This window comes from Hyphomicrobium sp. (genome assembly GCF_035687085.1).
GTDB lineage: Bacteria > Pseudomonadota > Alphaproteobacteria > Rhizobiales > Hyphomicrobiaceae > Hyphomicrobium_B.
Window position 1 is genome coordinate 367,455 of sequence record NZ_DASRYS010000013.1, and the last position, 12,126, is coordinate 379,580.

The 12,126-nt window shown below is 61.7% G+C and carries 10 protein-coding genes; 4 read left to right on the forward strand and 6 right to left on the reverse strand.

Annotated features, from left to right (window positions below):
- Positions 1–51: 51 nt before the first annotated feature.
- The 3 genes from groL to VFG26_RS12490 form a co-directional block, all read right to left on the reverse strand.
- On the reverse strand, positions 52–1,698 hold the full coding sequence (groL, locus tag VFG26_RS12480; protein ID WP_325025738.1) for a chaperonin GroEL: 1,647 nt from the start codon (positions 1,696–1,698) through the stop codon (positions 52–54).
- 41 nt (positions 1,699–1,739) lie between these two features.
- Positions 1,740–2,054, reverse strand: a complete 315-nt coding sequence (gene groES, locus VFG26_RS12485) for a co-chaperone GroES (RefSeq protein WP_325025741.1) — start codon at positions 2,052–2,054, stop codon at positions 1,740–1,742.
- A gap of 404 nt (positions 2,055–2,458) precedes the next feature.
- Positions 2,459–2,806 carry an H-NS histone family protein gene (locus VFG26_RS12490; protein ID WP_325025743.1) on the reverse strand — a complete coding sequence of 116 codons (348 nt, stop codon included), beginning with the start codon at positions 2,804–2,806 and terminating at the stop codon, positions 2,459–2,461.
- A gap of 794 nt (positions 2,807–3,600) precedes the next feature.
- Between VFG26_RS12490 and VFG26_RS12495 the strand changes: the two genes are divergently transcribed.
- On the forward strand, positions 3,601–4,191 hold the full coding sequence (locus VFG26_RS12495; RefSeq protein ID WP_045836947.1) for a superoxide dismutase: 591 nt from the start codon (positions 3,601–3,603) through the stop codon (positions 4,189–4,191).
- Between the two features lie 360 nt (positions 4,192–4,551).
- Entirely contained in the window at positions 4,552–5,676 is a 1,125-nt protein-coding gene (locus VFG26_RS12500) for a patatin-like phospholipase family protein (protein ID WP_325025745.1), read from the forward strand.
- Positions 5,677–5,768: 92 nt separating this feature from the next.
- On the opposite strand, the gene VFG26_RS12505 is transcribed toward VFG26_RS12500, so the two are convergent.
- Both VFG26_RS12505 and VFG26_RS12510 read right to left on the reverse strand, forming a co-directional pair.
- Complete coding sequence (locus tag VFG26_RS12505; RefSeq protein WP_325025747.1) at positions 5,769–6,065, reverse strand: DUF4236 domain-containing protein; 297 nt, start codon at positions 6,063–6,065, stop codon at positions 5,769–5,771.
- Between the two features lie 97 nt (positions 6,066–6,162).
- The gene (locus VFG26_RS12510) at positions 6,163–7,599 is read right to left on the reverse strand and encodes a helicase HerA-like domain-containing protein (RefSeq protein ID WP_325025749.1); all 1,437 of its coding nucleotides are present in this window, start codon (positions 7,597–7,599) and stop codon (positions 6,163–6,165) included.
- Positions 7,600–7,814: 215 nt separating this feature from the next.
- Between VFG26_RS12510 and VFG26_RS12515 the strand changes: the two genes are divergently transcribed.
- Both VFG26_RS12515 and VFG26_RS12520 read left to right on the forward strand, forming a co-directional pair.
- A complete protein-coding gene (locus VFG26_RS12515; protein WP_325025751.1) occupies positions 7,815–9,689 on the forward strand; it encodes a methylmalonyl-CoA mutase family protein in 1,875 nt (624 codons plus the stop codon).
- Between the two features lie 21 nt (positions 9,690–9,710).
- On the forward strand, positions 9,711–11,081 hold the full coding sequence (locus VFG26_RS12520) for a chloride channel protein (RefSeq protein WP_325025753.1): 1,371 nt from the start codon (positions 9,711–9,713) through the stop codon (positions 11,079–11,081).
- Here VFG26_RS12520 and VFG26_RS12525 read toward each other — a convergent pair whose 3' ends face one another.
- Positions 11,082–11,879, reverse strand: coding sequence for a hypothetical protein (locus VFG26_RS12525; RefSeq protein WP_325025755.1), 798 nt, complete (start codon positions 11,877–11,879; stop codon positions 11,082–11,084).
- Positions 11,880–12,126 lie beyond the last annotated feature (247 nt).

The window sequence follows — 12,126 nt, forward strand, 5'->3', positions numbered from 1 at the left end:
CGGCCGGCTCCCCGACAGGGGAGTCGCCCGGCGCCAGGGGCGAAAACTTCCTTAGAAGTCCATGCCGCCCATGCCGCCCATGCCGCCGCCGGGAGCGCCGTGCGAATGGCCAGCGTCCTTCTTCGGCACGTCGGCGATCATCGCTTCCGTCGTGATCAGGAGACCAGAGACCGAAGCCGCGTCCTGCAGTGCGCAACGAACGACCTTCGTCGGATCGATGACGCCCTGGGCGAACATATCGCCGTATTCGTGCGACTGCGCGTTGTAGCCGTAGGCATACGTCGAGTTCTCGAGGATCTTGCCGACGATGACCGAGCCATCTTCACCAGCGTTCGCGGCGATCTGACGGGCCGGAGCCTGCAGAGCCTTGCGGACGATGTTGATGCCGACCTTCTGGTCGTCGTTTTCGGGCTTCAGCTTGTCGAGAGCCTTGACGGCACGAAGCAGAGCGACGCCGCCGCCGGGAACGATGCCTTCTTCAACGGCTGCGCGCGTTGCGTGCAGCGCGTCGTCGACGCGGTCCTTGCGTTCCTTGACTTCGACTTCCGTCGCGCCGCCGACCTTGATGACGGCAACGCCGCCAGCGAGCTTGGCCAAACGCTCCTGGAGCTTCTCGCGGTCGTAGTCCGAGGTCGTTTCCTCGATCTGCGCCTTGATCTGCTTCACGCGGGCTTCGATGTCGCCCTTCTGGCCCGAACCGTCGACGATCGTGGTGTTTTCCTTGTCGATCGTGACCTTCTTGGCGCGGCCGAGCATCTGCAGCGTGACCGTCTCGAGCTTGATGCCGAGATCTTCCGAGATCACCGTGCCGCCCGTGAGAACAGCGATGTCCTCGAGCATGGCCTTGCGGCGATCGCCGAAGCCCGGAGCCTTGACGGCAGCAACCTTGAGGCCGCCGCGCAGCTTGTTGACGACGAGCGTTGCGAGCGCTTCGCCTTCGACGTCTTCAGCGATGATGAGGAGCGGCTTGCCCGACTGAACGACGGCTTCCAGAACCGGAAGCATCGCCTGCAGACCCGAGAGCTTCTTCTCATGGATGAGAATGTAGGGGTTCTCGAGCTCGGCAATCATCTTGTCGGCGTTGGTGATGAAGTACGGCGAGAGGTAGCCGCGATCGAACTGCATGCCTTCGACGACATCGAGTTCGAAGTCGAGCGTCTTGGATTCCTCGACCGTGATCACGCCTTCCGAGCCGACCTTGTCCATCGCTTCGGCGATCTTCTTGCCGACGATTTCATCGCCGTTCGCCGAGATCGTGCCGACCTGAGCGATCTGATCCTTCGTGACCTTCTTCGTGTTGGTCCGGAGGTCTTCGACAATGGTCTGAACGGCGAGATCGATACCGCGCTTCAGGTCCATCGGGTTCGAGCCGGCAGCAACCGACTTCGCGCCTTCGCGAACGATCGCCTGAGCGAGAACCGTTGCCGTCGTCGTGCCGTCGCCGGCGAGATCGGCCGTCTTGGACGCGACCTCTTTGAGCATCTGCGCGCCCATGTTCTCGAACTTGTCTTCGAGTTCGATTTCCTTCGCGACCGTCACACCGTCCTTGGTGATGCGGGGCGCGCCGAACGATTTCTCGATGACGACGTTACGGCCCTTGGGACCGAGCGTGACCTTGACCGCGTTGGCCAAGATGTCGACACCGCGCAGCATGCGCTCGCGGGCGTCTTGTGCAAACTTGACGTCTTTAGCTGCCATGTTGAGCAACTCCTAATCTGTGCTGGAATTCGGGGAGAGAATTAAGCGGCGGCCTTGGTCTTGGCGGGAGCCGAGAGAACGCCCAGGATGTCGCTCTCTTTCATGATCAGAAGATCTTCGCCGTCGATCTTGACCTCACTGCCCGACCACTTGCCGAACAGAACGCGGTCGCCAACCTTGACGTCGAGCGGGTTGACCTTGCCGGACTCGTCGCGAGCGCCCGGTCCAACAGCAACGACTTCGCCCTGCTGCGGCTTTTCCTTGGCAGTGTCGGGAATGATGATCCCGCCGGCTGTCTTCGACTCTTCCTCGATACGTTTCACGACTACACGATCGTGGAGCGGACGGAACGTCATGGGAGTAACCTCATGATTTGACGGAACAATTCTATAGGGTGGGGGCTCGGGGTCGCTTTGACGGGGATGATTGCTCGCCCGGCAAAATCGCGACTGCTGCCCTAAGCCCGCGCACCGCAGCTATATGCGGCAGCCTGTTAGCACTGTCAACAGGTGAGTGCTAATGCCCGCCAATTTTGAGGTAACGATCCCCGCTGGAAAAACCTGCAACCGTTGTTTGGGTTGCACGCACAAACAGACTTATGTGTGTCTGACGGCTTCGGTGAATTTCGCAGCCTTAGAAAAGGCGGTACTGACCAGGCAAAACGCAATTTGAAGCGTATACGGAATAGGCGGCATATCCCTAATGATATAGCCGCCTATTCTAGCTAATTCAGCTACTGACTGCGTAATAATCAACTTGATTAAATCGCAAAGTCGGCAAGCTTTGCACCTTTTCTCAGGCGCTCGACCAGCCAGTTCGGCTTACGCCCGCGCCCAGTCCAAGTGTCGGATTTGTTCTCGGGATTGGCGTACTTCGCAACACCGACCGACTTGTTTTTGCCAGGTCCGCGGCCGCGCGTTCCTCCAAACAATTCGGCAACCGAAAAGCCATGCGTTTCGGCAAGGTCCGCCACTTTCTTTTTAAGCTCGGAACGCTCGCGATCGCGGGCAACGGCGATAGCCCTTTGCACCTTGGACTCAAGATCGACAAGTTCTTTTAGCGAGAGCTTGTCGACATTGATCCCCGCCATTTTTTGAACCTTTCGCATGACAAACTCAAACCTCTATTTAATGCGCGCCCGGCCGATGTAGCCCTATTTTCAAGCTTCCGCAGCACCAATCTCCGCCTTGGGCTCCCTTGTCAACGCACACTCGTCAATACTCATGAATTTTCGGCAAACAGTTTTTGTTGCGAAAGCTAATCATGGTGACGCCGAGCTTCGGGCCGCAAACCGGATTTTTGCGATGCGTGCGCTCGCCTATATAATTGAAATAAACGGCAGAGCGCCGTTTTGAACAACAAATATTACGTGAGGCCGGTTCCTCTGGAAAATAGATCCAAAGCCCTCATCCGCAATCTCTGATTTGTAATTTCTGACCGGTTCCTACCGCAACACTGGGCGTTAAGCCCACCCCAAGAGTAAACGCCTCCCGCCGCGTCTGCGAAAGGCGAGAACAAAAGTCAGCTTTTTTGCATTTAGCTGGCAATTGAGCGAGCATTGCGGGCTGCATTTATCCGCAGCACGCCAAAACAGCTCAGCGAAGCGGCACCGGGCGTTTTTGCATCTTTTCTACTCCGGCGCATTTCGCAAGAGAGAAATCGCCCGGAGTTTCAGTTCGGATTGAGACATCCCAAACGAAGAGCGCCGAGAGAAACGTCAAAGCCAGCGTTTGCCCAGTGTCGGTTGCGGCACTCGTTCTCCAATCACGACGCGCCCGGGCGGTCAATTGCCGGAACTACGCCCCCAATCGCCGGTTCAGTCCAAGTCTTGTGCAAGTGGACTGCTGAAGCTACTTTCCCGCCGGCTTTCGATCCACCTCCAACCGCATGATTGGTCGTCCTATGACCCTGAAACTTCCTGATCTTCCTTACGCCTATGATGCTCTCGCCCCGTTCATGTCGGCCGAGACGCTCGAGTTTCACCACGACAAGCACCATCTGGCGTACGTCGAGAACGGCAACAAGCTCCTCGCTGGCTCCAAATACGAAGGGCAGTCGCTCGAGGATATCGTGAAGAACGCCTACGCCGACAAGGCCGTGGGCCTCATCAACAACGTCGGCCAGCACTATAACCATCTGCACTTCTGGCAGTGGATGAAGAAGGGCGGCGGCGGCAAGAAGCTGCCGGGCAGCATTCAGACGCTCGTCGATGGCTACGGCGGCTACGACAAGGTCCGCAACGACTTCATCGAGGCGGGCAAAGGCCAGTTCGGTTCGGGCTGGGCTTGGCTTGCCATCAAGGACGGCAAGCTCGAAGTCGTCAAAACGCCCAACGGCGAAAACCCACTGATGTACGGCTCTAAGCCCATCCTCGGCGTCGATGTTTGGGAGCACAGCTACTACATCGACTATCGCAACGCGCGTCCGAAGTACCTCGAAGCCTGGTTCGACAATCTCGTGAACTGGGAGCACGTTGAGGCCTTGGCCGGCTAACTCCGGACAAGCGCTATATCCGAGCGCATCTATTCAATGGGGGCGCTGCTGTGGTCGGCTGATGAAGCCGGCCAACGCGGCGCCCCGTTTCTATTGCCGAAAGCGCATTTATTTCTCAGGAGAAGTCTATTTTATCATCTTATTGAGACTCCTCTGTCATTGCCGCAGCCTTGAGGCTGCCGTAAACCGGAAGCCGTATCGGGGATTAGGCGCGTTTCGGGGGTAAGTAGAGTGCAAGGGCCTAGGCGACATGTCGGGCTACTGGTGGTGTTGGCGCTCCTGGTATCCGGCTGCGCGTCGGCAATCCCCCGCAATGGAATCAGCAGCGCCCAGCTGGCCGAAACGGCCGAGATCCCCGGCATGCCCGGCGTCCGCTTCTGGGCCGACGAAGTCCCCCGCAATCCGCTGGCAGAAGTCCGCCGCCGCACAGCGCACATGCCGCCAGTCGGCCTCCACGCCAAAATGCGGAACGGCCGGAAGATCATAGAGACACTTGCCCTCTCGGGCGGCGGCGCAGACGGCGCCTTCGGTGCCGGCGTCCTTGCAGGTTGGACGAAGCGCGGCGACCGTCCGGAGTTCGAAGTCGTCACCGGCGTCAGCGCCGGGGCCATCATCGCTCCGTTCGCTTATCTCGGCCCCTCGGAAGATGAAAAGCTTCGGGTCATCTGGACCCAATACAAACAGGATCAGGTCGTCACGCCGGAAATCCTGTCCGGCCTCTTGGGCGGACCCGCGCTGGCGAGCACCGCGCCTCTTCAAGATCTGATCGCACAATACATTGACCGTCGCTTCCTCGACCGGATCGCCGCGCAGTATAAGCGAGGCCGCGTTCTGTTGGTGCTGACGACAAACCTCGACGCCCAGCGCCCCGTCGTCTGGAACATGGGAGAAATCGCGCTCAATCGCAGCCCGCGCGCGACCGAGCTCTTCCGCCAGGTCATCCTTGCGTCTGCCGCCATTCCCGCCGCCTTCCCGCCCGTCAAAATCGAAGTTGAAGCCGGTGGCCGCATGTATGACGAGTTACACGTCGACGGCGGGACGACGCGCGAAGTTTTCGTCAGCCCCGTGGAGGCTCCGCTCAGCGCCTTCAACTCGCTCTATCCAAACCCGCCGCTGCGCCGCTACTTCGTCATCAAGAATGGCAAGGCCACGCCCGTGCAGGAAGTCGTGACGCCCACGACGCTGCAGATCGCGGCGCGATCAATCTCGACGCTGATCAAGAGCCAAAACCAGGGCGAGCTTTACAAGATCTATCGCGTCGCGCTCGACGGCGGCGCCGATTTCAACTTCATGGCCGTGCCGCCCTCATTCCGCCTACAGACGAAAGAACTCTACGATCCGCACTATCAGGCCGCGCTCTATGCCGAAGGCCTGGCCGAGGGTCAAAGAAACATTTGGATGAAGGCGCCGCCGGGTCAGGCACCGGTTATGCCGCCGGCCGGCAGCGAAGTATCGTCCTCAGCCGCAATGCCCGGTAGCGGCTGATCGGGCCGCCCGCAAAACCGAACCCATAAAAGAGAAAGGCGCCCGGCAGATCGCCCGGCGCCCAAACAATCATCTGGCGGTCAAAGACCTGCTCAGAACCAATGCGGCTGCCACCAGTGCAGCAGCGCCGTCACGGTTGCCGGCGAAATGAGATACGCGATCCCAACGGCCACCACGACGAGAAGCAGTACGAGCACCAGCATCAGGCTGACCGGCGTGCGATAGCTAAGCCCCGTACCCGGAATGCCAAGCGTCACCATCTGCCCTCGCCTGCCGACGTTCACCGTCGCGCCCTTGCCGCCGAGGCTGCCGCTGACACCCGTCTTGCTGAGATTGATGCGAACGCCCGGCAGAATGCTGATCGTCTTACGAAAGCGAAAGTGACCCATGGTCGTTCTCCTCAGCGGCCAAAGCCGTCTGCGATTCTCATGCGAAAATTAGCGGTTCTGACCGTTACATTCAACGGAGGGCCGTAGACCTCCCCGCTCAGCCCTTGCCACGCAGGATGTTCGAGAACGACGAGAGCCGCTGCTTCAACTGTCCGACGACGGTATTTCGCGCCTGCAGCCGTTCGTGCGCCGACTCACGGTCCAGTTCCGTCCCATATTTCCGCTGGTTATCGGCATCGGCAGCGATGAGCGCCTTCCGCTCTTCCGGGGTCAGCGGACCGACACGCGACATCGGCGGCCGGATGAGCGTGCGCTCCACGATCGAGGGCTCGCCCTTGCCATGGAGCAGCGAGACCAGCGCTTCGCCGACCTTCAGCTCCTGAATGGCACGTTCCGTATCGATCGCGGGATTCGGCCGGAACGTCTGCGCCGCCGCGCGGATCGCTTTCTGTTCCTTCGGCGTAAACGCGCGAAGCGCATGCTGGATGCGATTGCCAAGCTGCGCTGAAACCCGATCCGGCACGTCGCCGGGGCTCTGCGTCACATAATAGACGCCAACGCCCTTCGACCGGATGAGGCGCGTCACGCGCTCGATCTGCTCCAGCACCGCTTTTGGAGCGTCGTTGAAAAGCAGATGCGCTTCATCGAAGAGGAAGATGAGCTTGGGTTTCTCGAGATCGCCGACCTCGGGCAGCTTCTCGAAGAGTTCCGTCAGCAGCCACAGCAGGAACGTCGCGTAGAGGCGCGGCGTGTTCATAAGCTTCTCGGCGGCGAGCACGTTGACCATGCCCCGCCCATCTGGCGCGAGCTTGATGAAGTCCATGATGTCGAGCGCCGGTTCACCGAAGAATTTATCCGCGCCCTGCTCTTCCAGAACGAGCAATCGCCTCTGAATGACACCGACCGTCGCGGGCGCGACGTGACCGTATTTGCTGCGGAGCGCCGACGCCTGCTTGCCCATCTCGTCGATGACCGATCTCAGATCTTTGAGATCCAGGATCGTCATGTTGTCGTCGCCCGCCGCGCGCTGATCTTCCGCCCAGCGGAACGCGATGTTCAGCACGCCCTCTTGCGGCTCCGTCAGCTCCATCAGACGCGAGAGAAGCAGCGGCCCCATCTCCTGCACGGTCGCGCGCACCGGATGTCCGTCAACGCCGAAGATGTCCCAGAACGCCGTCGGAAATGACGTATTGCCGTAACGCGTCAGCCCGATCTCTTCCGCACGCTCGACGAGCTTCGGCAGCGGCTTGCCCTTCTCGGCAATGCCAGCGAGATCGCCCTTGATGTCGGCCGCGAACACGGGAACGCCCGCCGCGGAAAATCCCTCAGCCAGCACTTGCAGCGTCACCGTTTTGCCGGTGCCCGTCGCGCCCGTGACGAGACCATGGCGATTGGCGAGCGCAAGCTCGATGCATTCGGGCTTCAAATCGTGCCCGGACTTGCTGACACCGATGAGAATGAGCCCATCCTGCACATAGTCGCGAGGATCGGCGACAGGCTCGCCAGCCCGGTCTGCGCCGTGCGTTCCAGTCATTTCTCCTCCACTATGCTCGAACCCGACTCATCTCGGCCGCTTTGGCCGGTGATGCCATGCGCCGCGGGGCGAAGCAAACCCGCCCAAATGATCTCCAAGCGCGGCAATTGGGCCAAACCGCCCTCAATATTTCGCGCTCGCACCGGCCTCCTGAGCGGGTATATCGGAAAGCGGGCGTATCGGTAACGCCCTCTCGCCTGTGGGAGCCAAGTTGTATGACGACCTCGACGAACGAACAGCACCTCGCCGACGATTTCCCAGCCGCCACCACGGATCAGTGGCGCGCGCTGGTCGATAAGGCTCTGAAGGGCGCCGATTTCGAAAAACGGCTCGTGACCCGTACCGCCGACGGCATCAAGATTAACCCGCTCTATACGCGTGGCGACACGCTGCCGGAGACCCTGAACGGGCTTCCCGGCACAGCCCCCTATACGCGCGGCACGAAGCCCGTTCGCGAGGGCCTCGGCTGGGACATCCGCACGATCCACATCGAGGCCGATCCGAAGCCCCTGAACGCCGCCATCCTCGAAGATCTTGCGGGCGGCGTCACGTCGGTTGCTCTGCAGGCGGGCGGTAACGGCTTGCCCATTACGAAAGAGGCTTTCGCCGCCGCGCTGAAAGACGTGCTCCTAGACGTCTGCCCGGTCGTTCTCGTCGCCCAGGAGAACTTTTTCGACGCCGCGCTGGCGCTTAATGCCGAATGGGAAGCGCGCGGCATAAAGGCCGCTGACCGCCAGGGCTCGTTCGGCGCCGACCCGCTCGGAACACTCGCCGCGACCGGCCGCCTTTCCGAGTCCGTGGAAACGGCACTGGCCCGCGCCGTCGCCTTGATGAACACGACGGAGGCGAGCCCCCGCGTGCAGGTCATGACGGCCGACGGCGTTGTCGCCCACGTTGCCGGCGCCAGCGAAGCGCAGGAATTGGCCTTCATGCTGTCCGCGCTCGTCGCATATCTGCGCGCAGCCGATGAAGGCGGCATTCCGCCCGCCAAGGCCTTGCCGAAAATCAATGTCGCGCTCGCAGCCGACATCGACGAATTCTCGACAATTGCGAAGCTTCGCGCCGCTCGACGCCTCATCTGGCGCGTCGCCGATGCGTCAGGCGCGGGCGATGCAGCCTCCGCAGTGAAGCTCAACTGCCCGACGTCCTATCGCATCATGGCCAAGCGCGATCCCTGGACGAACATTCTGCGCACCACCATCGCGTGCGCTGGCGCGGCCCTCGGCGGCGCGGACTCGATCGTTGTTCTTCCCTTCACGTTCGCACTCGGCAAGCCCGATGCATTCGCACGCCGCGTCGCCCGCAACGTGCAGATCGTCTGCCAGGAAGAAAGCAACCTCGGCCGCGTCAACGACCCGGCTGGCGGCTCCTGGTACGTCGAAAACCTGACGGACGAAATGGCGCGCAAAGCTTGGGAGATCTTCCAGGACATCGAAGCGCGCGGCGGCCTGCTGGAATGCCTGCGCTCGGGCTACATCCAGGAGACCATCGGCAAGACCGCCGAAGCACGCGCGAAGTCGGTCGCGACCGTCCGGCAGGAGCTGACGGGCGTCAACGCATTCCCGCTCTTGGGCGACGATGGCGTACACGCGGAGGCTTGGGACCCGCCTTCCGCATCAACCGCAAAAGCGGCAGTCGAAGTGACCCCGCTGAAGCCTCATCGCCTCGGCGAAGCCTTCGAGGAACTGCGCGACGCAGCCGACGCGCACGGCGGCTTCAAGATCTTCCTCGCCAGCATGGGCGAGATCGTCGATCACAACGTTCGCACGACCTGGACGAAGAACTATCTCGCAGCCGGCGGCATCGCGACCCTCGTGAGCGATGGCTACAAAACGGCTGATGAAGCCGCCGAAGCCTTCAAGGCATCCGGCGCTGACGCGGCCTGCATCTGCTCGTCCGACGCGATCAACGAAACGCTCGCCGAGCCGACAGCCCAAGCCTTGAAAGCCGCAGGCGCCAAGCTCGTCCTGATGGCGGGTCGTCCAGGCGACAAGGAAAATGCGCTCAAAGCCGCAGGCGTCGACCAGTTCCTGTTCGCAGGCGCAGACGCTGTCGCAACCCTCAAGGGCCTTCAGGAGAAACTCTCCTGAGCCGGACGGCTTATAGTATCAGTGCACCAGCCATCCGCACCAGTTCTCAAGAATAATAGGAGGCGCGCCCGCGTTGCTTTGCGGCTGCGCCGCTATCGCTATGTCAGCCTTTCGCGCCGCGTTTGGCATCGGCGTGCCGTATTCCTCTCGGGCGCGATCTTCGTCGGCCTCGCGGCAGTCGGTTTCGCCGAACTCGCCGACAAGGCGCAGGATCTCTACTACGAGATCATGAAGACGTGGCCGTGGCTGCCGTTCATCATGACGCCATTGGGCTTCATTGGACTTGCCCATATCACTGCGCGTTTCTTCCCAGCTGCAGGCGGGAGCGGCATCCCGCAAGTCATCGCCGCCCGCGCGAGTTCTGATACCGCGCACCGGCTGAGCCTCCTCGGCTGGCCCACGATGATCGCGAAGATCGTCATGACCGCGCTTGCCCTGATGTTCGGCGCGTCGGTCGGACGCGAGGGCCCGACGGTGCAAGTCGGCGCGTCGGTGATGTTCGCTGTCGCCAGCGTTGCCGGCATCGGACGCCACAACGGCCTCGTCCTTGCGGGTTCTGCGGCCGGCATTGCCGCCGCATTCAACGCGCCGATCGCGGGCATTCTGTTCGCCATCGAAGAACTGGCGAAATCTTTCGCCGGGCGCATCAACGACATCGTCATCGCGTCCGTTGCCATTGCTGGCGGCGTGAGTTGGCTGATCCTCGGCGACTATGCCTACTTCGGCGAGGTCTCGGCAAAAATGATCAATGCCGCCGACTGGACGGCCGTGCCGATTTGCGCGGCTCTCGGCGGCCTGATGGGCGGCATCTTCTCGCTCTTGCTCGTCACCATCACGCAACGGCCACCGCGCGTCATCGCAGTGCTGCGGACGAAACCGGCGATCTTCGCCGGCATCTGCGGTCTCATCGTTGCCGCCTTGAGCGTAGCGACGGCAGGCTATGCGTCCGGAAACGGCTACCGCGAAACCCGAGCAGGCCTGTTGTTCGGCGAGCAGCTGCCGTTCTGGTACGGACCCTCAAAGCTCGTCGCCACCATGCTGTCCTCGGCGAGCGGCATACCGGGAGGGCTGTTCTCGCCCTCGCTCGCGGTCGGCTCTGGCCTGGGCTCGATGCTGACGCCGCTTGTCACCTTCGTCGATCCGCGCGCCTTCATGCTGCTGATGACGGTCGGCTACTTCGCGGCCGTCGTCCAGGCGCCGCTGACGGCCGTCGTCATTGTCATGGAGATGACGAGCGACCGCAACATGGTGATCCCCTTGATGGCGACAGCCTTGCTTGCAGCAGGCGTCTCGCGCTTGATCAGCCGCGAACCGCTCTACCACGCGCTATCGCATGCGTACGCACCGCGCGCGCAAACTGGAGCAGCAAAGCCGCCCCAGCCCGGTTCGTGATCAGCAGCCGCAGAGCGCCCCGTAGCAGGTCCTATCGGCCTTGGCGCACTTGGAGATCAGCGGCTCCATGGATTGGCCGGGAATGCCGACCTGATACTCGGGCTTCGGCGGCGCAGTCTCGACGGTGGGCGCCACGCTCTCAGCCGCACCACTTGCCGGCGTCATCGAAGCGAAGAGACGGCCCAAGATCGTCGTCTCGGATTTCGCATGAGCGGCGCTTTTCTTCCTGACCTTGGGCTTTGTGGAGGTAACGGGCGCCGCCGCCTCTTCCGGATCGGCAGCCATGCCAAGACCCATGGCGGGCTGGAAGCGCGCTTTCGACCGCGAATGGCGAGCAGGCTTCGTCTTCGCCGCCGCTGGCGGGGCAGCCTCTTCCTCAGCAGCCGCCGTTTCCGGCGCTTCATCCGCGGCAGCGGTCGCCACCTTCACCGGATCTGTAAGCGGCTCCTCGGGCTTCTCGGCCGGATCCGGCACCGCAATGCTGATCGCCGTTTCGACGATGGCAGGCGTCGGCTGCGGGCCCTGATTGAGTTCGATGCGCTGACCTTCGGAAGCGGACGCGAATTTCGCCCCGATCGTTTGCGCGGCAGCATCGCGGTTGGCGGTGCTGAACTGTTCGGTCGCAAGCACGAATTGGCTGAAGTTCAGGATCGGTACGAACTCGGGGACCGTTACGGTTTCCCGAACTGGCAAATCGCCCGCATCCGCTGCCCCCGCCTTGCTGCCCTGTCCTACGGGAGCGGAAAGTGTCGACGCGGCGATCACACCTCCGGCGACAATCAAAGCTTTGAATTTCACGACGCACACCCCCACGCGATACTTGGAACCACTCATCGAACCGGCCCGCACCGGCGCTATCACTCCGTTCGAAAATTCGGTCAACGCTCGGGCGCGAACTCGCTAACCCCTCATCTTCCCTCAAGATAATTGTTTAGTAACCAAGGCAGGAGAATGGCCGCGAGCATGCTCCGGCTGAGCCGAACGGTGCGGCATGAAAACAAAAATGCCGGCTCCCGATGAGAGCCGGCAAGGTGCTGGAAGTAAG